Origin of the sequence: Neobacillus sp. OS1-32 (assembly GCF_030915425.1) — a bacterium.
GTDB lineage: Bacteria > Bacillota > Bacilli > Bacillales > Cytobacillaceae > Neobacillus > Neobacillus paridis.
This window is the reverse complement of sequence record NZ_CP133263.1, coordinates 3,982,551-4,006,589: the sequence shown is the minus strand read 5'-3', so window position 1 is coordinate 4,006,589 and position 24,039 is coordinate 3,982,551. Positions and strand designations below refer to the sequence as shown.

Annotated in this window: 21 protein-coding genes and 1 pseudogene; 4 read left to right on the top strand and 18 right to left on the bottom strand. The window is 41.5% G+C overall.

Features of this window, described 5'->3' with window-relative positions; translation table 11 throughout:
- Positions 1–15 precede the first annotated feature (15 nt).
- From RCG24_RS19580 to RCG24_RS19565, 4 genes are all read right to left on the bottom strand, one after another.
- Entirely contained in the window at positions 16–1,038 is a 1,023-nt protein-coding gene (locus RCG24_RS19580; protein WP_308079219.1) for a sulfate ABC transporter substrate-binding protein, read from the bottom strand.
- 139 nt (positions 1,039–1,177) lie between these two features.
- A complete protein-coding gene (locus tag RCG24_RS19575; protein WP_308079217.1) occupies positions 1,178–1,324 on the bottom strand; it encodes a YezD family protein in 147 nt (48 codons plus the stop codon).
- A 1-nt stretch (position 1,325) separates the two neighbouring features.
- Complete coding sequence (locus tag RCG24_RS19570; protein WP_308079216.1) at positions 1,326–1,688, bottom strand: RrF2 family transcriptional regulator; 363 nt, start codon at positions 1,686–1,688, stop codon at positions 1,326–1,328.
- On the bottom strand, positions 1,642–1,809 hold the full coding sequence (locus tag RCG24_RS19565) for a hypothetical protein (RefSeq protein ID WP_308079239.1): 168 nt from the start codon (positions 1,807–1,809) through the stop codon (positions 1,642–1,644). Before RCG24_RS19565 ends, RCG24_RS19570 begins: the two co-directional genes overlap by 47 nt.
- A 292-nt stretch (positions 1,810–2,101) precedes the next feature.
- On the opposite strand from RCG24_RS19565, the gene RCG24_RS19560 reads away from it, so the two are divergent.
- The 3 genes from RCG24_RS19560 to RCG24_RS19550 all read left to right on the top strand — a co-directional run bounded on the left by RCG24_RS19560 (position 2,102) and on the right by RCG24_RS19550 (position 4,752).
- Positions 2,102–2,707 (top strand): TetR/AcrR family transcriptional regulator, encoded by a 606-nt coding sequence (locus RCG24_RS19560; RefSeq protein WP_308077817.1) that lies wholly within the window; start codon positions 2,102–2,104, stop codon positions 2,705–2,707.
- A 258-nt stretch (positions 2,708–2,965) separates the two neighbouring features.
- Positions 2,966–3,691 carry an ABC transporter ATP-binding protein gene (locus tag RCG24_RS19555; protein WP_202656248.1) on the top strand — a complete coding sequence of 242 codons (726 nt, stop codon included), beginning with the start codon at positions 2,966–2,968 and terminating at the stop codon, positions 3,689–3,691.
- A complete protein-coding gene (locus tag RCG24_RS19550) occupies positions 3,688–4,752 on the top strand; it encodes an ABC transporter permease (protein ID WP_308077816.1) in 1,065 nt (354 codons plus the stop codon). Before RCG24_RS19555 ends, RCG24_RS19550 begins: the two co-directional genes overlap by 4 nt.
- Before the next feature lie 194 nt (positions 4,753–4,946).
- Here the strand turns inward: RCG24_RS19550 and RCG24_RS19545 are convergent, their stop codons facing one another.
- The 10 genes and pseudogenes from RCG24_RS19545 to prfB form a co-directional block, all read right to left on the bottom strand.
- The gene (locus RCG24_RS19545) at positions 4,947–5,249 is read right to left on the bottom strand and encodes an EscU/YscU/HrcU family type III secretion system export apparatus switch protein (RefSeq protein ID WP_308077815.1); all 303 of its coding nucleotides are present in this window, start codon (positions 5,247–5,249) and stop codon (positions 4,947–4,949) included.
- A complete protein-coding gene (locus RCG24_RS19540) occupies positions 5,246–5,509 on the bottom strand; it encodes a hypothetical protein (protein WP_308077814.1) in 264 nt (87 codons plus the stop codon). The genes RCG24_RS19545 and RCG24_RS19540 overlap by 4 nt, the downstream gene beginning before the upstream one ends.
- A gap of 2 nt (positions 5,510–5,511) precedes the next feature.
- A complete protein-coding gene (locus RCG24_RS19535; RefSeq protein ID WP_308077813.1) occupies positions 5,512–6,540 on the bottom strand; it encodes a hypothetical protein in 1,029 nt (342 codons plus the stop codon).
- A 128-nt stretch (positions 6,541–6,668) separates the two neighbouring features.
- Positions 6,669–7,862, bottom strand: coding sequence for a PDZ domain-containing protein (locus RCG24_RS19530; protein ID WP_308077812.1), 1,194 nt, complete (start codon positions 7,860–7,862; stop codon positions 6,669–6,671).
- Between the two features lie 361 nt (positions 7,863–8,223).
- Positions 8,224–9,680 (bottom strand): annotated as a pseudogene (locus RCG24_RS19525) (S41 family peptidase).
- Positions 9,681–9,995: 315 nt separating this feature from the next.
- Positions 9,996–10,889 (bottom strand): permease-like cell division protein FtsX, encoded by an 894-nt coding sequence (gene ftsX / locus RCG24_RS19515; protein WP_202656259.1) that lies wholly within the window; start codon positions 10,887–10,889, stop codon positions 9,996–9,998.
- The gene (ftsE, locus tag RCG24_RS19510) at positions 10,879–11,565 is read right to left on the bottom strand and encodes a cell division ATP-binding protein FtsE (protein WP_202656261.1); all 687 of its coding nucleotides are present in this window, start codon (positions 11,563–11,565) and stop codon (positions 10,879–10,881) included. The genes ftsX and ftsE overlap by 11 nt, the downstream gene beginning before the upstream one ends.
- 310 nt (positions 11,566–11,875) lie before the next feature.
- Positions 11,876–12,217, bottom strand: a complete 342-nt coding sequence (gene cccB / locus RCG24_RS19505) for a cytochrome c551 (protein ID WP_202656263.1) — start codon at positions 12,215–12,217, stop codon at positions 11,876–11,878.
- Positions 12,218–12,274: 57 nt separating this feature from the next.
- Positions 12,275–13,144 (bottom strand): YitT family protein, encoded by an 870-nt coding sequence (locus RCG24_RS19500; protein ID WP_308077810.1) that lies wholly within the window; start codon positions 13,142–13,144, stop codon positions 12,275–12,277.
- 169 nt (positions 13,145–13,313) lie between these two features.
- A protein-coding gene (gene prfB / locus RCG24_RS19495; protein WP_202656266.1) for a peptide chain release factor 2 occupies positions 13,314–14,415 on the bottom strand; the annotation gives its coding sequence in 2 pieces (ribosomal slippage) (positions 13,314–14,342 and positions 14,344–14,415; 1,101 coding nt in all).
- Between the two features lie 331 nt (positions 14,416–14,746).
- On the opposite strand from prfB, the gene secA reads away from it, so the two are divergent.
- Positions 14,747–17,257 carry a preprotein translocase subunit SecA gene (gene secA / locus RCG24_RS19490; RefSeq protein ID WP_308077809.1) on the top strand — a complete coding sequence of 837 codons (2,511 nt, stop codon included), beginning with the start codon at positions 14,747–14,749 and terminating at the stop codon, positions 17,255–17,257.
- Positions 17,258–17,435: 178 nt separating this feature from the next.
- Here the strand turns inward: secA and RCG24_RS19485 are convergent, their stop codons facing one another.
- Genes RCG24_RS19485 through RCG24_RS19470 form a run of 4 tightly spaced genes read right to left on the bottom strand, consistent with a single transcriptional unit; the run spans position 17,436 to position 24,002 of the window.
- On the bottom strand, positions 17,436–17,567 hold the full coding sequence (locus tag RCG24_RS19485) for a hypothetical protein (protein WP_308077808.1): 132 nt from the start codon (positions 17,565–17,567) through the stop codon (positions 17,436–17,438).
- A 34-nt stretch (positions 17,568–17,601) separates the two neighbouring features.
- Positions 17,602–18,927 (bottom strand): lanthionine synthetase C family protein, encoded by a 1,326-nt coding sequence (locus RCG24_RS19480; RefSeq protein WP_308077807.1) that lies wholly within the window; start codon positions 18,925–18,927, stop codon positions 17,602–17,604.
- A gap of 41 nt (positions 18,928–18,968) precedes the next feature.
- Positions 18,969–20,822: an ABC transporter ATP-binding protein gene (locus RCG24_RS19475; RefSeq protein WP_308077806.1), complete on the bottom strand. Its 1,854-nt coding sequence runs from the start codon at positions 20,820–20,822 to the stop codon at positions 18,969–18,971.
- Positions 20,823–20,843: 21 nt separating this feature from the next.
- A complete protein-coding gene (locus RCG24_RS19470; protein WP_308077805.1) occupies positions 20,844–24,002 on the bottom strand; it encodes a lantibiotic dehydratase in 3,159 nt (1,052 codons plus the stop codon).
- Positions 24,003–24,039: the final 37 nt, after the last annotated feature.

Genomic DNA, 24,039 nt, shown 5'->3' with positions numbered 1-24,039 from the left:
AACACACTCCTCATCCTATGGTTTGTAGATTTGGTCAAAGACGCCGCCGTCAGTAAAATGCGTCTTTTGCGCTTTGCTCCAACCGCCAAAAAGTTCATCAACGGTAAATAAATTGATCTCCGGGAACTGGCTTCGATATTTTTCTGCCACTTCTTTTGAACGCGGACGGTAGTAATTTTTTGCGGCAATTTCCTGACCTTCTTCTGAATAGAGATAGTCGAGATACGCTTTTGCCACTTTTTCTGTACCATGTTTCTTGGACACTTGGTCGACTACGGCGACCGGCGGCTCGGCAAGGATACTGACAGATGGATTGACAATTTCGAATTTATCCTTACCAAGTTCATTGATTGCTAGATAGGCTTCATTTTCCCAAGCCAGCAAGACATCACCAATTCCTCTTTCGACGAATGTCGTTGTGGCACCGCGGGCACCGGAATCCAATACGGGAACATTCCTAAAAAGCTTGGTGACAAAATCCCTTGCCTTTTGGTCGTCGTTGTGATTCTGTTTTAGCGCATACCCCCAAGCCGCTAAATAATTCCATCTGGCCCCGCCGGAGGTTTTCGGGTTCGGTGTAATCACGGAGACTCCCTTTTTGACTAAATCACTCCAGTCCTTAATTCCCTTTGGGTTGCCTTTACGGACAAGAAAGACGATCGTTGACGTATATGGTGAACTATTATCTGCTAATCTCGATTGCCAGTCTTTTGCGATCTTCCCCGTCGCGGCAATTGCATCGATATCATAGGCTAAAGCTAATGTCACGACGTCCGCTTCAAGACCATCAATGACCGAACGCGACTGTTTGCCGGAACCGCCGTGTGATTGCTTAATTGTTACCTTTTGGCCAGTCTGTTTTTCATAGTGGGCGGCAAAACTTTGATTAAATTGTTCGTATAACTCCCTTGTCGGATCATATGAAACATTTAACAGTTCAATCTCCTTTTTAGCTGTATCACCCTTTGCCTCATGATTCGCCGATTGTTTTGAACACCCGGCAGCTCCTAAAAGAATCATGAAAGTTAACAGTAGCATTGAAAGTTTCTTCACTCTTTATCCTCCTCATTTTAGAGAGCTTTTTTCATTAAAAAAGCCCCTATAGTTTTCATCCGTACCTACTCATGTACGGCAGAACTAAAGGGCCTTCGGGCGTCCGATCGGCGGATATTCATTTTTAATACCGGTTCCTCATCTGGTTAGGATGCTGAGGACTTGATCTTTTCTGCAGTGGAAAGCGGTGCTTTTCCAGTCGGTCGACTTGGGTTACCTGGGAATCATGGACAGTGATTTGCACCATCCCGAACTCCAAGCCTTCCAGCATATTAGCTATTTTTTCGATCACTTGCAAATCCAGACGTCCTTTTAATGGCAACGAAATCCTCTCCTTTTAAAGTATTAATTCGATTTTGCAGTAAATCATCAAGGGTTGTTCGCTCAAGCACATAAGCTATCGTGTCTCTGACTAATGACCATAACGGCTTTAACTGGCATCCCTCCTCTAGCGGGCATGGTTCATATTTGCTGATGGAAGCACAGCCCATTGGCGACAGCGGACCTTCCAACTGGCGGATCACTTCACCAATATTGATGTCTTCCGGATTCCTTTGCAGCATGTAGCCGCCCCTGGCCCCTCGTTTACTAAGACAATAGCCCAGCTTTTTGAGCTGGAGGAGGATCTGCTCCAAATAATTGGTTGTTACCAATGTTCTGATCTGCAATTTCCTGAATTCCCAGAACTTTTCCTTGGTGATTTCCCAGCAGGAGTAAAGCTCGCAGCGCATATTCCCCTTTGCTCGATACTTTCATCTTCGTCCTCCTTTCAATGTTGAGTATTTCAGTCAAGATTTGGGGTTGACGATAAATTTTAGCGCATAATTCATTATGCATAGAAACACAAAAAGGGCACTTATCCAGCTTCATAGATAAGTGCCCTTCAGTTTGTCTGATCAGCCACCAATAGGTATTTCTGAGTATTTAGATTGGATTACTTGTTTTCTATCATATTATGGATGCGAGATAAAATCAACCATATTTTTGAAAAATTTAGATAGAATTGGCTGTATAATGAATATAAGAATCCTTAAAAGGAGATTGAGCCATGTCTGAACGCATAGCAGAGCAAAAGACTGCCCGCACGAAGAGGCTGATTCGCGATACGCTTACCGAGCTGATGGAGGAAAAGGGTTTTGAAGGGGTAACGGTACGGGATATCGCTGATCAGGCGAAGATCAATCGCGGCACTTTCTATTTGCATTACCGCGACAAGTACGATCTTCTGGAGCAAAGCGAAGACGAAATTATTGAGGGGATTAAACAAATTGTCAAGGAAATCAAGCCTCAGGATGCTATAGCCTATACAAGTCAAGGTGAACCCTTTCCGATCATCCTGAGGCTGTTTGAATTCTTTAAGGAGAATGCCGGTTTCATGAGAGTCGTCCTTGGTCCAAAGGGTGATGCCGCGTTTCAAGTGAAACTTAAGGAAATAATTAAACAGACTTTTCTGCAAAAAATTGCTAAGGTGATAGGAAATAAAGATATGCTTGTTCCTGAGGAATTTTTGATTTCTTATGTCAGTTCGGCTCACGTTGGCGTGATTCAGCACTGGCTGGAAACAGGAATGAAACAAACGCCACAGGAAATGACATTAATTTTAGCAAAAATGACTCTCTTGGGGCCTGGTTATGTGACAGGATTGAAAAAATAATCAGGGACAGTTTTGAATTTATAGGCGACTTCGAACTCCTTATTAGCGATTCTTTAGTGCTTATTAGCGATTCTATATCTTTTATTAGCGAATTATTAGAGTTTATTAGCGAATCTCAACCGTTTATTAGCGATTCTAATAAAATGAACACATTGCCGCTAATTGTTCATTGTAATTCTCTGCTTCGCATTTTAAGATGTTGATATAGAAATAGTCAACACGGTGTTCATTGCCGTAACGGCTTTGAGGAGGGATTAGATGAATCCAACCATAGTAGTAGAAAATGTGACAAAAAGCTTCGGAAAAAAGCCCGTATTAAATGAGATCAATGTAACGATTGAATCGGGGCAGTTATATGGATTGATTGGGCCCTCGGGAGCTGGAAAAACTACATTAGTCAAAATGATTGTCGGGATGGAGAAGTCAGATGCGGGCTCCATTCATGTCTTGGATAAAAAAATGCCGAACCTCGCGATTCTCCAAGAAATCGGCTATATGGCGCAGTCGGATGCCCTTTATGCAGAACTGACCGGTGAAGAAAATCTGAAGTTTTTTGCCTCACTTTTTAAATTGAGTAAGAGCGCACAAAAGCAACGGATCGCCTACGCAGCCGATTTAGTGAATTTGACCCCAGACTTGAAGAAAAGGGTTTCCGCCTATTCTGGGGGAATGAAGCGGCGGCTTTCACTGGCGATTGCGCTGGTGCAGGATCCAAAGCTGTTAATCCTGGATGAACCAACCGTCGGGATTGACCCGGAATTAAAGCTATCGATTTGGAATGAGCTATTAAGGCTGAAAAATGAAGAGGGCAAAACGATTATCGTTACGACTCATGTCATGGACGAAGCGGAACGCTGCGATGTTGTGGCGATGGTGCGGAACGGCCGGATTTTAGCGAGCGGCACACCAACAGAGCTTAAGGACAGTTATCATGTGGGCAGCTTGGATGAAGTCTTCTTAAAGGCAGGGGTGAACCAAGCATGAGAATTTCAGCGTTAATTAAAAGAATCAGCCGGCAATTGCTGCGTGATAAACGAACACTAGCGTTAATGTTTGTGGCCCCGCTGCTTATTTTGACCTTGATGTACTTTTTATTTAATGGCAATACAGTTGACCCGAAATTAGGCGTTGTCGGAGTTGATCACGGCCTAGTACAGGGGTTGGAAAAGGTTGATATAAAGGTTAAAGAATATGAAAAAGCTACGAAAAACACCGTTGTAGATGATCATCTGGATGGTTTGCTACAGGTGGATGCCACCACCGGGAAAATGACCTTAACCCTGCAAAATGACGACCCAAGTAAGGCCAAAGCGTTGCAAATGAAAATAAGCCAAGTCGCTGCTGCCCAGGTGCAGGCAAAACTGATTCAGCAAAATCCTGCCGGAGCCGCGAACTTGATAGCCGCTAAAATGAACACAACATATGTTTACGGTGATAAAGATACCGTCTTTTTTGATGTATTGAGTCCGATTTTAGTTGGCTTTTTTGTATTCTTTTTCGTATTTATCATTTCCGGAATCGGACTTTTGCGCGAGCGGACAACGGGGACCTTGGAACGGCTGATGTCAACGCCAATCCGCCGCTGGGAAATTGTTACTGCTTATTTGACCGGCTATGGGATCTTTGCCGTCATTCAGACCATCATCGTCGTGACGTTTTCGATCACAATTCTTGATATTGTATTGGTCGGTTCTATCTTTCATGTGATTTTGATTAATTTGCTGCTAGCCTTAGTCGCTCTCTCCTTAGGCATTTTATTATCGACTTTTGCGGCCTCGGAATTTCAAATGATGCAATTTATTCCGATTGCCGTGGTTCCGCAAGTATTTTTTGCCGGGATCTTTCCACTTGATGGGATGGCTAACTGGCTTCAGGCCATCGCCAAAATAATGCCGATGTATTATGCCGGCGACGCCCTAAAAGCAGTCATGTATAAAGGCATGGGACTGGGTGAAATCAGCGGCGACCTCATCGCCCTAATGATCTTCGCAGCCATCTTTATCGTACTAAACATCCTTGCCTTAAAAAAATACCGAACACTCTAAACCGCTCACAAAGGAGGGAACTTCCCCTCCTTTTTTGGTGCCTTTTTGGTGCCTGACACCCAAAAAAGACAAAATCCCCAATTTGTCTACCTGGGACGGACACTTTTCCTAAATTATCCAACCTGAAAAGTGTCCACTCCAGATGGACAAATGTCCACGAGTGGTGTCAGGCACCATAATAGTCACCGTAATGTTTACCCCTGTTGGTCACTTTCGTGTTCACCGCGATGCCGGTCGACATGGTAGATGAAGGCGAAGACTTCAGCGACGGCCTGGTAGAGTTCCTCAGGGATGGTTTCGTTGATTTCAAGCTGGCTGAGGAGCTCAACCAGGGATGTATCCTGTTGGATCGGAATGTTGTGCTCTTGGGCTTTTTCGATGATTTTTTTGGCCACGAGTCCGTTTCCTTTGGCGGCCACTGAAGGTGCTGCCTGTTCGTTTGCCTTATACGACAGGGCTACCGCCTTCATTGGTTTAGGTTGATTAGGCCCGCTCATATTTTAATATCCACCCCTTGATAAAGTTCCTTAGGCAGCGAAACTGATTGCCTCTCCTGAAATTCGGTCATTTGTTCCTTGAAAAAAGGTTTCACGTTAATGAAAGAAAGCTGATATCCAAGGCCCTCCAGCTTTTCCTTCAACACAGGCTTCCATATCGTAACAATCGGCTCGATTCCCTCCGTATCGTTGACGACGGTAATATGAACCACCTTGTTTTGTACCACCATATCAAGCATCGTCTGCCGCAGATGCTGCAAATCTAAATAGAATAAAATCCGGCAAAAATCGGGTCAATTTGTCCGTTATCTTTTTTCCTTCCGTTCCATTGAATCGTCACGTCTGATTGCGCATGTCCAAATGAAATTGGCAGCTGCATCACTAGTTGCTGCATTGGCGCCGCCGGGTCCTGCGCGATGATTTGCATCCCTGTAAGCCGCTGCAAAAGCGGTTCCAACTTCTCTCCGGCTGCTCCAAGTTCCGCCATCGCACTCATGAGCAGCGGTTTGAACGTATCCAGCGGTTTCATGCTGTCTTTTCCTGCCAGCGACCATACGCCTACTTCCTTTTCATAGGTAAGTCCCAGTTTGTGAATGATTTCCTGCAGCAGCTGCTTGACTGCTTCACCGCTATCAAACCTTACAATCCCTGAGTCAGCAGATCCATCCCTGAGGATATCCGCTACCAATTGTTTCAAGGGCGCAATCGTTTTCAAGGAAGCAAACTGCGGTTCCGCTAAAAATTGCTGCAGCTGCTTTAGTTCCTGAAAAAACGACGTCGATTCTTGAACAGCCACTAAGGCTTGAAAGGTTTCCTTCGTAAACGGCAAATTTCGGTTGAAGATGAATTCTAATGCGTTTAGCCCTTTAGTAGGGTCTGTTTTAGAGCCAATCCACTCCGCTGCCTGCTTGAACGTGTCCGGTGTAATCGGCAAATTCCTTTCTAAAAAAAAATGCAGCAGCTGCCGGTTAGATTTTGTATCAGGCAGTTGAAACTGTCTTAAGATCGATTCCGCCGCACGTTTATTCTGCTCAGGTTTGACGATGACCCTTAATTGAAGATCGTCGCCGCCGCTTGACTGGACTTGAAACCAATAACTGCTCCCAGCCGCCAGCGGTGCCTGGAGCTGGGCCTGCACCTGGAAATTCCCCAGCCGAACTAATGCTGTTTCATTGTGATACAATTCCTCTACCCGGCCAAATAATACCTGCCCCGTCCTTAAAGGAGGTACCTCCGCTTTTGGGATACTATCTTTTTGAAACAATAATGGCAACATTTGGATAGGACTCATCTGTCTGTTCCTCCATTGGTTGGTCTTTTTTACAAGCAGGACGAATAACATTTCTTTAGCAATACCTGTCAAACGAAACGCCTTAAAGGAGGATCCCTCAAGGCGTGTTTGCTCATTCATATCCTTTATTACCCCGTCTTTTTGCCAAACTTGTGCCCATCTTGGACGAAGAGGAGCCCGAGTTCATGGTGATCACCTTCAAATAGCGCGCGTTGGACAAAGCGAATTTCGCCATTCGTATCGAGGACATCCAGCTTGCAATGAGCACGATTTTTTTGCAATGCCTCGTAAAAGGCCTTTTCATCGCTGATGGCGATTCCATTTGCTTTAACAATAACCTCTCCCACCTTAAGCTCCATTTTGCTGGCAGGCGAATCCGGAATAATTCCAATAATCATCAGACCATTATTTTTTTTCGAAAAATAAAACGGCTGGTTCACATCTCGAATATGAGCAATATAAGCCAATGCTTCGCGACCGATAAGAGCCAGCGTAGCAGCCACAATCGAAACAATCGGGTACCAATAACCGGCAATAGCGATCAGCGTGATAGCAATGCCCAAGCCAACAACCTGACGACCATGCTGCCCGATCGCTTCCGCCGGCAACATCCCTTTAATTTGCTGTTGAAAGCCTACTGCAAACGGAACAAGAAACAGCGCATACTCGTTGGCCCCCAGATGAAAAACCGGCCACCAGCTAAATGGAAGATCAAGAGCGCTGCCTGGGACGAGCATAAATAGCGGCACCAGCCAGAGACGTTTTACCTCATGCACGCCAACTACCTGCCCGCGTTTACTTTTTACCAGTTTTGGAGATGTGCCTTTCGTAGCATTTTTCACAATCAGAATGCCTTCCGCAATGAGCAACAGTCCGAGAATGATGACGATGGATGGATAGACCAGCTCATCTAAGGCTGCAAATGCCTTGGGAAAAAGAGAGAACGACCAGTTGTTATGAGCAATCAAGATGATAGCAAAAAAAGTGGCACTGACGGTATAAGCCGGTGACATCCAGCGAATATTGGTTGTCAGTGACCATAAAACAGTAAACCCGGCAATCAAAACGATGGCTGCAAATGGCACGGTTAGCCCTGTGCCAACAACCATAAGCGAAAGGATCAGCCCGAGGAATAGCCCCAACGGAATCAATTGCCGCAGTTCGAAATAAGCATCCTGCGCCCTAATATGGAAATTTTTCCGCTCCCGTTTTACTCGCATGACGCCCAAAATACCCGATAAGACCACCAGATAGTATAAAACAGGATGAAGAAATAACTTGCCTGCTCCCTTTAGAAACTCCACAAGCCATATTTGCACCATACCTGCCACCGCCTCAATAAAAAATTTCAACTATATTTTAGTAGACTCTTACTCTTTATTTTACCAAATTAGGATGGCAAAACATATTGCTAGTTTATAGAAAAAAGGGAAAAAATCGTAGAATTTTATTGGGTGGTCCATTTTCCATCAAACTCCTACCCGAAACTATGTCATGTTAAGGGATTGGGGCCATGAGAGTGGGATACATCGCGCAGACCTTGAAAAATGACTCCTTGGAAAATGGCGTTTTATTTCCGAGGAAATTCGCCATGCTTCCCCCATAAGCGACACTTGTTTGGCATATCCCAAGTATTCTCTGAAAAAAACGAACCTCCCAAGCTGAGAGGTTCAAGCAAAACTATTATTTTACAATTAATCGCAATGCAGTTTGCAGCTGCAGGTCATTTTTCGGCTTTTTCATTTCCTCGATGGCGGCTTCTTCCAACTTGGTGGCAGTTACCTCATCAATTTCCCCGGTTACCGCCAGGTCATTGTACTGTTGGAAGCCTTTAACCGCAGTGGCTGTTTCAGAGCTGAAGTAACCATCAGTTCGTCCCGGAGCAAAGCCCAAACCGGCTAAAATTTCTTGAGCATTCTTTACCTGTTCATTGTTCATATCGACTACCAGCGGCTCCTTAATTTGCAGCGGATGGGTGGTAAATATCGCAGGCTGGGCCACTTCGACGTCAGGCTTAATTCCCTTTTTGTGAATCCAATTACCATCTGGTGTCAACCACTTGAATAACGTTAACTTCACATTACTGCCATCATTCATTTCCAAAGCCTGCTGCACGGTTCCTTTGCCAAAGGTTGTTTCTCCGACAACCTTGCAGCCAGCTGCTTCCTGTAAGGCACCAGCTAGAATTTCCGAAGCAGAGGCGCTGCCTTTATTCGCCAAAACGACGATCGGATAGTCTTTTTTCTCGGAAATACTTGAAAAGAAACGTCTCTTTTCGCCATTACGCTCTTGAATTTGCACATATGGCTTATCATTCGGGACCAATTCTTTTAAAATCTCCTCGACGCTCATCAGCAGCCCCCCGGGATTACCGCGAACATCAATGATCAGTCCGTTAATATGATCATTTTCCAAGACCTTTAATTCCCTTTTAAAGTCCTCTGCGGTATTTTCTGAAAAAGAGGTAATTTCCAAATAACCAATTTTTTTGCCGTCTTGTTTTTTTACGTCGCTATGAACGGTTTCAAGCGGAATTTCATCGCGCTTGACTTTAATTTCCAGCGGCTCCTTCAAGCCTGATCGGGCAATCTCCAAGGTAACGAACGTCCCTTTTTTTCCCCGGATTTTCATCGTCGCTTGATTCAGATCCAGGCCATCAACACTGTTTCCATTCACCTTTAATATTTGATCATTAGGTTTGATGCCGGCTTTTTCCGCCGGTGAATTTTTGAATGGCGAGATAATCACCATTTTCCCATCAACCATGCCGACTTCGGCACCGATCCCTTCGAACGAGGATTCCAGTGTCTGGGTGAATTGCCGGCTTGTCTCCTTATCCATATAAACGGAGTAGGGGTCCTTTAACACTGAAAGCATTCCTTGGATTGCGCCTTCAACCAGCTTTCCTTCATCCACCCTTTCGACATAACGATTTAAGATGAGCTCATACGCCTGTTCGACCTTTTCGAGGTCATCACTCACGGCTCCGCTAGTTGTAACCGAAATACTTTTCGGAATGATGGCTTCTTCCATTGCGGATCTCGCTTGTTTTTTTCAAAAAAGTGTAGACCGGCATATGTTCCCCCGGCACCGGTTAAAAGCGAAAGTGTCATCAATAAGGCAACCGCTTTACGATTCATCGAAACCCTCCTTATAAAAATGCCTGACGTTTCTGCTTGGCAAACTGCCTGACTAATAATAGTTATGTAAAAAATGGACGAGTTATGAATTTTTCGGTGCCTGACACCATAAGAAGAAAGATGAAAAAAGAGCGAAGCATAATCGCTTCACCCTTTTACAATGGTACGATTCCCATTGGATTGATATTGCCAGCGCTCTTTGTAGAGTTCAACTGGAGAGGCTAATCAGTAAAGTGGTCAGTGCTTCCCATAGTGGCAGGCCTGAAAAAAAAGAAATCAGGAGGGACAAACAGACAGTCCCATCCTGACCTGAGATTACACTTTTAAGAACTTTCTTACGGACATCACACTGCCCCATACTCCAATCAAAGCTCCCATTAACAACAGGATACCGGAAACTTGATACATAAATGGATCAAATGGCAGCAGCTTAATAAATGTGCCAGCAAGTTTCGGATTGATATAATCATAGGCCCGGTAATAGGCGATAGAAATCAGAACAATCGGTAAAATGGCCCCCAAAATACCAAGCCATAGTCCCTCGAGGAAAAATGGCCAACGGATAAACGAATTCGTCGCCCCGACTAATTTCATAATTTTAATTTCCCGGCGTCGGGCAATAATCGTTATTTTAATCGTATTCGAGATGAGGAAAACGGCTGTTAGGAACAGGCCAATAATAAGGACAACGCCAACATTTCGGCTTGCCTTAATAAACTTAAACAGTTTTTCAACTTTATCCTGGCCATATTTTACTTTAGCAACAAATTTAAGTTTTTCAATTTTTTTCGCAGTCTTCATCGTATCGGTTGGATGGACCGTTTTAACGATGAACACATCATTTAATGGATTGTCTTGTTTATACAGCTTAAAGGCCTTTCCTTCGTCACCCATCCTTTTAACTAAATCATTTAGTTCCTTTTCCTTAGGTGAGAAGGTGACCGTTTTGACTTCAGGAATAGCTTGGATCTCTGACTTCAATAAATCCTGGTCTTGCTTGCTTGCAGCCACATCAATATGAACGCGGATCTGGACATCCTCCTCTACCGTTTGCGCAACTCGGTTGAGGTTCATCATAATCACAAAAAAGACACCCACTAATATTAATGTCACGGTTACGGCACTGACAGAGGCAAAGGTCATCCAGCCGTTTCTGCTTAGACTCTTAAGGCTCTCACGGGCATGACGGCCAATCGTTCTAATTTTCATAACCGTATTCACCTCTTTGCTCATCACGGACAATTTTTCCGCTCTCTATGGCAATAACACGCCGCTTCAGCGTATTCACGATATCCCTATTATGAGTTGCCATTACAAGGGTTGTCCCGCGATTATTAATCTCTTCAAATATCTTCATAATTTCCCATGTCGTTTCGGGATCAAGGTTACCAGTCGGCTCGTCGGCAATCACCACTTTAGGTGAGTTCACGATCGAACGAGCAATCGATATACGCTGCTGTTCCCCGCCGGAAAGCTCATTAGGAAGCATTCTTGCCTTATGCTTTAAGCCAACAAGGTCAAGTACCTCCATCACTCTCTTTTTAATATATTTCGGCTGTGCCTCAATAACTTCTAAAGCAAAAGCAACATTTTCATAGACTGTCAGTGTCGGGAGAAGCTTATAGTCCTGGAAGACCACACCGATATTACGACGGTAATGCGGTACTTTTTTGGGTCTTAATTTTGCCAAATTGACGCCATTCATCAGGATCGTACCGGAAGTCGGCACTTCTTCACGGTAAATCAACTTAATAAAAGTCGATTTACCAGCACCGCTAGGACCGACGATATAAACAAACTCTCCTTGATTAATGCGAACATTTATCCCGTTAAGAGCGGTTACGCCATTCGGGTACTTCTTATACACATCTTGCATTTCTATCATCAGTAATCACCCGTAGTTTCATAGTTAAGATAAAGCATCATCGACATCATTCTTATCATTTCGACAAAATGGACCGCAATCACAAACATGGAGTGCAAAGTTTTGCATTGTTTTTATTATAACATCAAAAAGTATCAAAAAAAGCTTTAAAAATATTACAGTTTCATTTCAAAGAAGTAAATTATTGGCAGGAATAAGGCTTTACGGCGATATTTTTTCGGATGATCATGCTCATTATGTCGAATGATCCTAAAAAATTTTTCGACAAAAAACGCTCTGTCCACTTTAGACAGAGCGCTCCATGAAACGATTATTTTTTTGCTGCCAGCCATTCAGCTACTTGATCGGCTTCGTCACCAGCAGCAAGGCCTGCCGGCATAGAACCGATACTACCATTTTTTCCTTTATTAATGATATCGAGGATTTCAGCTTTTTTGTATTTGGCCCCAACTTTTGTTAAATCCGGACCGACACCGCCTTTTAGGTCGCCGCCATGACAGCTGGAGCATTTTTGATTATAAATCTTTTCCCCTGCTGAAGCGGTATCTTTGCCTCCATCAGAACCGCTACCACTATCGGAACCGCCGCCGCAGGCTGCAAGGCCTAACACTAAAGATGAGCCTAGTAAAAATGTGACGATTTTTTTCTTCATTATTGCCACTCCCCCTACATGTGTAAATAATGCCATCATTTCTTTATTATACCAATATCAGGCGCGTTTGAAACCCTCTCCAAGTACCTCTGAGGCATCCATAACAACGACAAATGCAGACGGGTCAAGGCTTTTCACTAATTGTTTCAATTTTGTGAACTCCGTTTGATCGACAACACACATCAAAACCGGCCGCTCATGATCGGTGAATCCACCATAAGCTGATAATTTTGTGACACCGCGGTCAATTTTTTTCAAAATTCCCGATCGGACTTCCTCATGATTATTGGTGATGATCATCGCCATCTTCGAACTGCCGAATCCGACCTGAATCAGGTCAATCGTTTTGCTGGTAACATACAGGCCAATTAAGGCATATAACGCTTTTTCAATATCAAACACAATCGCCGCGGTTAGGACAATCAACCCGTCGATCAGGGCGACACATTTTCCCAATGTAATGCCGGAATATTTATTAATAATCTGGGCCGCTAAATCGGTTCCCCCCGTTGAGGCCTGGCCACGAAACACGATACCCAGCCCTAGGCCGACACCAATGCCGCCAAACAACGCTCCAAGCAGTGCATCATGGGTCCACGGCTCCCAGCTTTTTGTTAGAAACACAATGAACGGGAGAAAAATGGTCCCGACAAGCGTTTTTACCCCATATTGTTTCCCGCCTAATAAAATCACCCCGGCGATAAATAACGGAATATTAAACGCCCATTGGACATAAGCAGGTTCGAGTCCCCAGACAGATTTTAAAATCGTACTGATCCCGCTAACCCCTCCTGAAGCAACTCTATTTGGCAGGAGGAATACATTAAACGAAATTGCAATGATGGCCGAGCCGATGAGCACCAGCAAATAGTCGCTAACCATGCGGATTTTCGGATTTCTGTCGGCCAAATTACCTAGTCTAGTCATGATATGTCCCCTTTAAAAGCAAACTTTTCGCAGTGAGTATAGCATGGGTAAAAAATAGTGTAAATGGCATTAAGTTGCCGTGGTAAAGCAGTAAAATTACTTTATTCGACCAGCTTTGAAATAATAAAGCCTTTGCCAAACAATACCGGCAAAGGCTTTTTGAATGACATTATGAAATTCTCGAACGAAGATAAGCATTGATAAATGGATCGAGGTCACCATCCATGACCGCTTGGACATTACCAGTTTCAACACCGGTACGATGGTCTTTCACCATCGAATATGGGTGGAAGACATAGGAGCGGATTTGGCTGCCCCAGCCAATCTCCTTTTGCTCGCCGCGGATTTCCGCCAAAGCCTTTTCTTTCTCTTCCAGTTCCCTTTGATAGAGTTTTGATTTTAACATATTCATCGCCCGCTCGCGGTTTTGGATCTGGGAACGTTCCGTTTGGCAGGAGACAACAATCCCAGTCGGCAGGTGGGTAATCCTGACAGCCGATTCCGTCTTATTAATATGCTGACCACCGGCACCGCTCGAACGGTACGTATCTATCCGCAGATCCTCGGGACGAATTTCCACTTCAATATCATCATTAAATTCCGGCATCACGTCACAGGAAACGAAGGAGGTATGGCGGCGGCCCGAGGAATCAAACGGCGAAATCCTGACAAGGCGATGAACGCCCTTTTCCGCTTTCAAATAGCCATAAGCATTATGGCCTTTGATGCCTAACGTCACACTCTTAATCCCGGCTTCATCACCCGGCAGATAATCGAGCGTTTCCACCTTAAAGCCCTTGCTTTCGGCCCAGCGAGTATACATTCTTAAAAGCATCGAACCCCAGTCTTGAGACTCTGTTCCCCCTGCTCCCGGGTGAAGCTCCAGAATCGCATTATTTTTATCATACTCATCGCTTAAAAGCAACTGCAGCTCATATTGGTCGAGCCGGTTCGTAAGTTTCTCCAGCTCGGTTTCAAGTTCGGCCTGCAGCTCAGCATCATTTTCCTCCTTCACCAGCTCGTAGGTGAGTTCCAGATTCTCATATAACTCATTCATTTCCTTAAATTCATTGACTTGATCCTTTAAGGCATTTGCCTCATTTATAACTTTCTGGGCCTGCTCCTGGTCATTCCAGAAGTCTGGATGCAGCATCATATCATCCAGTTCTGCAATCCTGGCCTCCTTATTTTCAAGGTCAAAGAGACCCCCTAAAGTCCGCTAACGTGGCAGCCATTTTTTCAAGGGTATTGCGAATTTCTGCTAATTCCATTTTTTCCACCTCTATAAAATAAATATCGTTCCAAATATCCCTGCAGATTGCTTGCATGCACTTTTCCATTTTCCATTATAACGTAAGACTTGGGAAAAATTCAAAACACAAATATTCCGATAAACATTAGTTTTAGCTGGGAGCACTGTTTATTTGCTTGAAGCGGAGGAATAGCCGGAGGTATAATAATAGGATAGCAAAATTTGCCGCAATGGATCATTGTTGTCACTGCTGTTGTTTAAGTGGTAATATATAAAAGGAAAATTATCGGAAGTAACCAGTCTTATTTTAAAAAAATGCTTTTTAAGTAAAAAAGGAGCGTTCTTCAACTATGGGGATTTTAAATAAAGTCTTTGATCTGAACAAGCGCGAGTTAAAGCGGTTGGACAAGCTTGCCGTAAAAATTGACGCACTTGCTGGGGAAATGGAAAGACTCAGCGACGAACAGCTTCGCGAAAAGACAGCAGAACTTAAGGCACGCTATCAAAAAGGAGAAACACTTGACGACCTGCTTGTCGAAGCATTCGCCGTTGTCCGTGAAGGTTCCCGCCGCGTGCTCGGTCTATATCCGTTTCACGTGCAATTAATGGGGGGGATTGCCCTCCATGAAGGGAATATTTCCGAGATGAAAACCGGTGAAGGGAAAACCTTAACCGCGACGATGCCGGTTTATTTGAACGCTCTTTCCGGTAAAGGCGTTCATGTCGTGACCGTCAACGAATACTTGGCAAGCCGGGACGCTACCGAGATGGGGCAGTTGTATGAATTCCTAGGTTTAACAGTTGGCTTAAACCTAAACAGCATGGACAGCCAAGAGAAGCAGGCAGCCTATAATTGCGATATCACCTACGGGACCAACAACGAATTTGGCTTCGACTATTTGCGTGATAATATGGTTCTTTATAAAGAGCAAAAAGTGCAGCGCCCGCTTTATTTTGCGGTCATTGACGAGGTTGACTCGATTTTAATTGACGAAGCGCGGACACCGCTGATTATCTCCGGTTCAGCACAGAAGTCAACCACTCTTTATATTCAGGCGAATGCCTTTGTGCGGACGCTGTCTAAAGATGTCGATTATACGTATGATGAAAAAACAAAAGCAGTCATGCTGACCGAGGAAGGCATCAGCAAAGCCGAGAAAGCCTTTGGAATTGACAATCTATTTGACATTTCCCATGTTACCTTAAACCATCATATTAACCAGGCTTTAAAGGCAAATGTCTCGATGCACCTGGATGTCGACTATGTTGTCCAAGACGGTGAAATTGTGATTGTTGACCAATTTACCGGCCGTCTAATGAAGGGACGCCGCTATTCTGAAGGCTTGCACCAAGCGATTGAAGCCAAGGAAGGCGTCGAAATTCAAAACGAAAGCATGACCATGGCGACGATTACATTCCAAAACTACTTCCGAATGTATCAAAAATTAGCCGGTATGACCGGTACCGCGAAAACGGAAGAAGAAGAGTTCCGAAACATTTATAATATGAATGTTATTGTAATCCCAACAAATAGACCGGTTATTCGTGAAGATCGCCCTGACTTAATTTACGTCTCGATGGAAGGCAAGTTCCGTGCTGTAGTCGAGGACATCGCTGAACGTCACAAAAAAGGACAGCCAGTGCTTGTCGGTACGGTGGCCATTGAAACATCTGAACTTGTGTCAAAAATGCTGACGAAAAAAGGCATCCGCCATAATGTCCTAAACGCGAAAAACCATGCCCGAGAAGCGGAAATTATCGCCGAAGCCGGCCAAAAAGGTGCGGTAACGATTGCCACTAACATGGCCGGCCGTGGTACCGACATCAAGCTCGGTGAGGGTGTGGTCGAGCTTGGAGGACTTGCCGTTATCGGTACAGAGCGTCACGAAAGCCGCCGGATTGACAACCAGCTGCGCGGACGTTCCGGACGTCAAGGCGATCCTGGGGTGACACAGTTTTATCTATCGATGGAAGACGAGTTGATGCGTCGTTTCGGTTCTGATGCGATGAAAAACAGAATGCAAAAACTCGGAATGGATGACACTCAGCCGATTCAAAGCAAAATTGTCTCACGGGCTGTTGAATCAGCGCAAAAACGGGTTGAAGGCAACAACTTTGATGCTCGTAAACAATTACTGCAATATGATGATGTTCTTCGCCAACAGCGGGAAATTATTTACAAGCAGCGGGACGAAGTTTTAGAATCTGAAAGCCTAAGCGACATTGTCCAAAATATGATTTTACGATCGCTTGAACGCCATATTAACGCACTGGCACCTGCTCATGTGGATGAAGAGGAATGGAACCTGCAAGCTATTGTTGACTATGTCCATGCCAACCTGCTTCCGGAAGGCGATATCACCTTATCCGATCTGGAAGGAAAGGATCCGGAAGAAATGGTCGAAGCGATTTTTGCCAAAGTGAAGCAACGTTATGAGGAAAAAGAACAGCTTCTCGAACCGGAACAAATGCGTGAGTTTGAAAAAGTTGTTACACTGCGGGCTGTCGATTCCAAGTGGATCGATCATATCGATGCAATGGATCAGCTTCGTCAAGGAATTCATTTGCGTGCATACGGACAAACTGACCCGCTTCGCGAATATCAGCACGAAGGCTTTGCGATGTTCGAGGCGATGATTGAATCGATTGAGGATGAAACCGCGATGTATATTATGAAGGCGGAAATCCGTAATAACCTTGAGCGCCAAGAGGTTGCTCATGGACATGCGGTAAATCCGAAGGAAGACGGCGAAACCGTCAAGCGGAAGCCGAAAGTAAACAAACAGCGGATCGGACGTAACGATCCATGCCCATGCGGCAGCGGTAAAAAATACAAAAACTGCCATGGAGCAGCAGTATAAAAGATAGGCTAAGAGCACCGGCTATTGATGGAGTCGGTGCTCTTTTTTTCATATTGGGGTACCGCCAACATTTCGGAAATTTTGTACGCTAAGCAAAATTCGACACGAAAAAAGCCAAAAACCTGTACGTTAAGGGATTTGGCTTTCATTATCAATTAATTTTTATTAAAATGCCTTTTCAGCTAAACAAACTTCTTAAGTAATATACTATACTATTCCCTAATAGGAATTTTACAGCAATTATTATAATTAATACAAAAACGCCAGCCGCAACTACTATTGATGATTTGTTCTTCTCTTTATCTGCCATATGCCGACCTCCTATTATTCGAACTTCAAAGTTACTAATCTGTTAAATATATGAATGACCAAGTAGGCTTTTGTTTGATTAAAATGGATTGTAGCACCATGTAGATTCCACTGATTCCGTCCAATGAGCCAATTGAAGTCCTTTTTACCCCGTCAAAAGATACATCCTCGAAGCCTAGTAAACTATCTTCATCTAGTTCATTAAGCAGTCTGGTGATTAATTGGTTTTTGAATACTGATAGGTCATCATCTAATGTTTCTATATACATTAAATGTGTTAAATGAATAAGTCCTGCAAGCCCATGACAGAAGGTAGGGCTTATAATGTTTAAATCTTCAAAGTTTCTATTACTCAATGATCTATAAGCAGTTACAGCCATTTTTTTATACTTCTCATTTTTTAAAGCCCTTCCACAAATCCATAAAGCCCTCGCTACGCCCGGTGTTCCATAACACCATCCATTAGCTCCTTTTTGATTATCCGATAAAGATTTATTTACATATTCATCATAATTTACTTTCGAAGGCCACCAAATTCCAAATTCATCCTTCTGAACCCAAGATACTAACTCATCTGCCATATCCTGAAGGGTTTCGGACAAATTAACAAGCTCATACCCTTGTTCTATGGCTAGAGCCATGATCGATAGGGGGCCGCATATCCCATGGGCCATCCCCAAATCTAAATGTCCTCCGGGATAATTTTCCGAATCATTATTAAGTTGATTTTTCATGGTAATAAAATATCTGGGGATTCTGTTTCCTTTATAGTTAACAGTTTCATTTAATCGAATAAAATATTCTAAGATATTTTTAATGGAAATTTCCGCTTGGTTATTTTCCTTTAAAATTAAAAGATATCTGGCTATTCCAGCTAATCCATAAACCGTTTCAAAATCCAAACTTGTGGTTTGGCCTTCATTCAGATTTTTAGTTGCAATCTGTATATAAAGGCTTATATTTTCAAGTATTAAATCATTTAATTGACTGACAAAGCTTGAATAATTCTTTCCATCTGATAGCAAATAAACGGAAGCGGCAATTCCAGTGAGTCCTCCCCACAGTGATAAATTGTTTACTTTCCCCTCTGATATGGTTTGATTTAACAGCACCAACATCTTATATCCGTACTCTTCTAAAACAGAACTGTTGCTATTAATTTGCGAATGGAAAGAAATTAAACCTGATATTCCGGAAGCAAGTGTATAGTCCACATCCAAAGTTTGAGCATTTTCCACTTGTTTTAAAGTTGCAATAAGAATCTCAGGCTCTTTTAAATCCATAATTAGTTTATCTGTGAAATTTGATATGATCCGATTAATACTTTGATTCAAGTCCGTTTCAATTACCTGCATGATCATACTAACCTACCCTTCTATTAATGGAGTTGGGAAAAAGTTTTCTAATGAGCGGTTTGAAATTGCTCGATCTGCATATTGTACAGTTCCGCATATATTTCATCCTTTTCCATAAGTTCTTTATGTGTACCCATTTCCACAATTTTTCCTCCATCGAGAACAAGTATCTTATGAGCATATCGAATAGTTGTATAACGGTGCGAGATAAAAATGCCAATTCGGTCATTTACCAGATTGTTAAACCTCTTAAATATATCTTTTTCAGCCTCAGGATCTAGGGCTGCACTTGGTTCATCCAGGATATACAAAGACGCATCTCTCATAAATGCTCTGGAAATAGCAATTCTTTGCCACTGTCCGCCGCTTAACTGATACCCATCTTGGAAGTACTTACCAAGTTGTGTGTCTAAATAGCGGGGTAATTGGCATGTAAGGCTGGCAAGTCCCGCATTTTCGAGAGCTTTATTAATTTCAAAGTCATTTTCAATATTTTTAATATCCCCGAATCCCACGTTGTTTCTGAGCAACATTTCATAGTGAACAAAATCTTGAAAGACCATTCCAATTTCTTTATACAATTGATTTTCGGTAAAAGATTTAATGTTCCCACCGTTGATTAGTATATCTCCCTCATAGTCTGAATAAAGAAGTGTAATCAGTTTGACAAGCGTAGATTTACCTGACCCGTTTTTTCCAACAATCGCAAGTGTTTCTCCTTGTTCTAATTTGAATGAAATGTCTCTTAATACATAAAAATCTGTACCTGGATACTTAAAGGAAACATTTCTAAATTCGATTGACCTAATTTTTTGACCGGATGATATCTTTTTGTTAGATTCGGAATGATTTACAGCCTCCTTCATATTTATTGCGCGTGGGTAATCCAAAAAATTGAAGAGTTGTTCCACATACAAATTATTTTTGCAAATATCTACTATATTAAATACGATATTTTGTGAATTAGTAAATGTTAAAGTTACTGCAGAAATATAGGCAACAAAATTACCAATATTGATTTCACCGGTAAATGCTGAATAGGCAATATACATGATGATAGCGCTTATTAAGATATTGCTAATCAATTGGGAAAACAGTGATATTCCTGTCCTTTTATTAGCAAGACTTTTATCTTCCTTTAAGAAACCGTTAATGATTGATTGATACTCACTTAAAAAATGAGCATGTAGTTGATATAACTTTGCTTCTTTAAAACTGGAATCTCTTGTTAATAAGAATGTCAAATACCAAGCTTTCCTGTGGCGTGGAATCCTTGAGTAATGAATCAGAAATTCTTTTTTCCCCAAATGCAAATAAGCAAAAAAGAATAACACAGGAATTAAACCGAGTGATAACGCAATAATCCAGTTCCATGTTATTAAGATCGCTGCCGATGAAAATAGGGTAACAAACCCAGTTAATATTCCAAGAATTTGTTCGAAAATCTCGTAAGGTCTATAGTTTGCTTCTTGCTGAGATCTTTGCAGCTGATCCTGTATGTAGGCATTTTCAAAGTTTGCCAAACTCATGTTGCCTACTTTATTAAAAATTTCCACATTTACAAAGTTTGAAATATAGGTTTGATAAATAGATTTACTATGTGTATTGAATATTGCGATAATCTCGTTCAGTAGTGTTATTCCAACAAAAATAGCTACAGCATTAGCTATAGGAAAAAAACTATCTGTTTCCTGCATTTTCACGATTGTATTTACAATATTTTGAGAAGCCAAAAGGAGTAAGGCAGGAATTAGGCCACTCGTTATATTAAAAATCAAAATCAATAAGAAATGTAAGGGATTAGCATTCCATAAAATTTTAAAAATTCTTGGCCAATAGGAAAATGCAAACACAATATTTCTTAAACTAACCGTTTTTTCAGATTGAGTTGAAGCTTGCATGGAGACCTCCCTATAAACCTATTAAACCGTTATAAATTGCTGGGAAAAGCTCTTAATAGCATGACGGTATAAAGTTAAGATCTTTGTTTCATATTCTCGGTCTATGCCTATTAGGCGATTGAGGTGTAAGTGAATTAGACTGTCTAAAATGTCCGCTTTTGTGGAATATAAGTCGCTCTTAATATATTTTGTAATGGAATTTGAATAAAAATGTAATGGCACTTCACGTAAAGACAGTAATTCTTCCAAGCTATTATCCAAGGGTGATTGTTCTGAATTTCGGACCACAAACCTATCAAAAAAATCAGCATATACCTTTTTATTTTTTCGATATTCAGCCAGCCACTCTTTATAACTAACCCGCTGGTTTAACCACTCCAATTGATCTAAAGGTTCAAAGCCAAAGCATTTCATATAATGATTGATATTCATAAATGCAATAATGTCGGTAGAAACAGGCATACCCTCAAAACGCATCTTTTTAATTAATTCTAGTGCAATAAGGCTATCGTAATAAAATATATCCTCAGCCTGTTCTATAAGAACTGGACCCCCATACCTCTCAATTTCAGGGTCATAAGTATCAAAGTTAGCCTTATAAACAATCCCTGTTTCCTTTAGCTTCTTTAACCATTTAACTAATGTAGGTAGTCCTTGATGAATTAACATATCTGAAGGCGCCCTGAATCGAATTCTAAGGTGGAAATCGGGATCCCTATACCGCATGAAAAAAAATGAATCAAACCACTCGTGATTTTGTATAAATTCATACAAGCCAGTACCAATTAATTCATTTTGACGGTCTTCAGGGCAATAGAGCTTAAGATAAATCCAATTTTCAAAGGGGTATTCCATCCTCCTCTTCTGATTTATAAGTGGAAGAAACTTATTTGTATTCCGAATTACAACAGACGCTTTATCTCTAATATTCTTATTAAAAAAAGAAAAGACATTTTCTCTGCATATTTCATTGGTAGGCAGAGCTTCTAGATTCTCTGTCAATGTTAATATAGTGGAACCCTTTAACTTGCTGACTTCTTTGAAAAGGTCTCTCAAGTGTTCATGATTATCCAAGTTAAATAAGATTTTGTTATCAAAATACACTAAAAATACATACTGATCTATACTGTATTTTTCTCTATATTGACTAAATTTTTCGATGAACGATTCTTCTGAACCGCAGTCTTGAAAGGTACTTGACCTTATATTCCACTTCGCAGGTGATAAAATAAAGTTTTTATATGCAATTCTCGGGATAAATGGAAGCCCTAAATTAGTGATATTATTAAAAAAATACGGGTAATTACTTCCTGTTCTTTGTTCCCCCATTTCGAATAGAAATCGATAAATGTTTGAACACAAGGAAGGGTTTAGCATATGACTTGCTAAAGGTATCAGTTCCTTCCCCATGGATATTGATTTTAGATAAAGTCCGTCATGAGTAGCTCCTACCGCAATATCTTCTAAATCGATATTATTTTGAGAATTTATCTTGTTAGTAATATTAATTGAATACTCTCTTCTTTCATCAGTTTGGCATATATTAAGGTTTCTTTCACTAATTGGCGCAGGAATTACTTCTGCCAAAATGCTATCAGCAAAATGTTCTTGTTCTTTTTTAGCAATTTCTTTCCAAATTATTTTTTCTTCGTTCTCTAAGTAAGGAGTAAATCTCCCTAATGTATTTCCTGCTCCTGCTGCATAAGGATTATGGCTCAAAAGGAACTTTATTTTACCGTTTCCTTCATTCACCTCTAAAAAATACATATCCATAGAAATTGGGAAATCCATCTCTTTTACAGACCTATTTACTTTTATTTTTTCTAAATGATGTTCATTTAGCGAAAGCTCCAGAGAACCATTTAAATTACATTCTATTATTAAGTCCAGAAAAAATTTATCTATCTCTCCCAACCCAACTGTTTTACTATTACTGCTAATTCGGTTTTTAGCAGGAGGATATTGATAATCACCAGGAGGCCCCAAACCTATACCTTCTTCCAATAGTTCTAATACCGGCACTTCTCTTTCCAGTCCATAACTCTGCAAGAATTTTGAATGATATTCTTTTAGCTCATGGTTTTTATAACCGCCATTATATGCATTCAAATGGCACAGGAGGTCAGCAACCTCTTCAAGATCCTTTTTATGTTCACTAGCTAATTGATAAGGAGTGCCCTTTGTAATTAAGTCTATTTTTAGAGGAGACCTTGTTTTTACTATACTGTTCATCTTCTCAATAATTTCTGAATAGAGATCCAGTCCTTCCCCTAGTTCAGTTTGTTCATACTTTTTAATAAGTGTCTCAATCTCGATCAGCAAACTTGTTATAGGAAGATCTTCATTTTCTCTAATAAGTATCTCTAAGACATGGGTTAAACAATTTTTTGAGTTGGGAGGCAGTAATTCGGTAGTAAGAAATTCTTGCTGAATTAATTGAACAATATAATTCTCTACGACTTCCAAACTAACCTCTTTGTATTTTCTATGTATACTTGAAACAAGCTCTTTATATAAAATGGGAGTTTTCGCCATCTTGAAAACCACTTCAGTTATTTCGTTATAATTAATTGAAGTAGCTATCAATTCTTTATCTTTTGATTGCTCATTAATCATCTCTGTCGTGCAATTTAATTTTGCTCTATTCCCATTAATGAGAATTCCCTGGTTAACAGCGACTTTTATTCCATTTAAAACCTGTTTTTCAGCTTCTAGCAATCTTATCAGCTTTCCAATCCACTCTCTGTCCGCCCGAACTTGCTTTTTAAAAGATCCAGTAGTCTTATTTATTCCGTTATCCATATTCGAAAATTCTCCCAGACCGACACTTGCACATAACCCAAATGGTGTTGGACGGGTTGAAAGACGATTTAAATATCTAAAAATCCCTTTAATTACATTCTTCTTACTTTTTTCCCTACTTTCCAAAGTGATTGTGTCTATGGATTCGAGAAGTGTTAAACTTGATACTGCTATAGCTTCTCTAATCATTTTATTTTCATTAACTAAATTTTTATAATAAGAAAGCTGTGTATCTATTGAAGAGTTGTTGTTAAATGTTTTTACTAGATGTTTATAAAAGAAATTCACGGGCAAAATAGGAGTACGAACCATAAATTGATCAATAATCTCGAAAAATCCTTGACTGCCATTAGGCTCATTCCTATATCGATTATGCATCACTAAAGTTTCCTTTCTGAAATATAAAAGAATAGTT

Bases quoted from the DNA above. Each gene is read 5' to 3' on its own strand.
- RCG24_RS19550 (WP_308077816.1), top strand. From the start codon at position 3,688: ATGAGAATTTCAGCGTTAATTAAAAGAATCAGCCGGCAATTGCTGCGT.
- RCG24_RS19500 (WP_308077810.1), bottom strand. From the start codon at position 13,144: ATGACTAGACTAGGTAATTTGGCCGACAGAAATCCGAAAATCCGCATG.
- RCG24_RS19530 (WP_308077812.1), bottom strand. From the start codon at position 7,862: ATGGTGCAAATATGGCTTGTGGAGTTTCTAAAGGGAGCAGGCAAGTTA.
- RCG24_RS19470 (WP_308077805.1), bottom strand. From the start codon at position 24,002: ATGCATAATCGATATAGGAATGAGCCTAATGGCAGTCAAGGATTTTTC.
- ftsE (WP_202656261.1), bottom strand. From the start codon at position 11,565: ATGATAGAAATGCAAGATGTGTATAAGAAGTACCCGAATGGCGTAACC.
- secA (WP_308077809.1), top strand. From the start codon at position 14,747: ATGGGGATTTTAAATAAAGTCTTTGATCTGAACAAGCGCGAGTTAAAG.
- RCG24_RS19560 (WP_308077817.1), top strand. From the start codon at position 2,102: ATGTCTGAACGCATAGCAGAGCAAAAGACTGCCCGCACGAAGAGGCTG.
- cccB (WP_202656263.1), bottom strand. From the start codon at position 12,217: ATGAAGAAAAAAATCGTCACATTTTTACTAGGCTCATCTTTAGTGTTA.
- RCG24_RS19475 (WP_308077806.1), bottom strand. From the start codon at position 20,822: ATGCAAGCTTCAACTCAATCTGAAAAAACGGTTAGTTTAAGAAATATT.
- RCG24_RS19485 (WP_308077808.1), bottom strand. From the start codon at position 17,567: ATGGCAGATAAAGAGAAGAACAAATCATCAATAGTAGTTGCGGCTGGC.
- RCG24_RS19575 (WP_308079217.1), bottom strand. From the start codon at position 1,324: ATGCTGGAAGGCTTGGAGTTCGGGATGGTGCAAATCACTGTCCATGAT.
- ftsX (WP_202656259.1), bottom strand. From the start codon at position 10,889: ATGAAAATTAGAACGATTGGCCGTCATGCCCGTGAGAGCCTTAAGAGT.
- RCG24_RS19565 (WP_308079239.1), bottom strand. From the start codon at position 1,809: ATGAAAGTATCGAGCAAAGGGGAATATGCGCTGCGAGCTTTACTCCTG.
- RCG24_RS19545 (WP_308077815.1), bottom strand. From the start codon at position 5,249: ATGAGCGGGCCTAATCAACCTAAACCAATGAAGGCGGTAGCCCTGTCG.
- RCG24_RS19535 (WP_308077813.1), bottom strand. From the start codon at position 6,540: ATGAGTCCTATCCAAATGTTGCCATTATTGTTTCAAAAAGATAGTATC.
- RCG24_RS19555 (WP_202656248.1), top strand. From the start codon at position 2,966: ATGAATCCAACCATAGTAGTAGAAAATGTGACAAAAAGCTTCGGAAAA.
- RCG24_RS19580 (WP_308079219.1), bottom strand. From the start codon at position 1,038: ATGCTACTGTTAACTTTCATGATTCTTTTAGGAGCTGCCGGGTGTTCA.
- RCG24_RS19480 (WP_308077807.1), bottom strand. From the start codon at position 18,927: ATGATCATGCAGGTAATTGAAACGGACTTGAATCAAAGTATTAATCGG.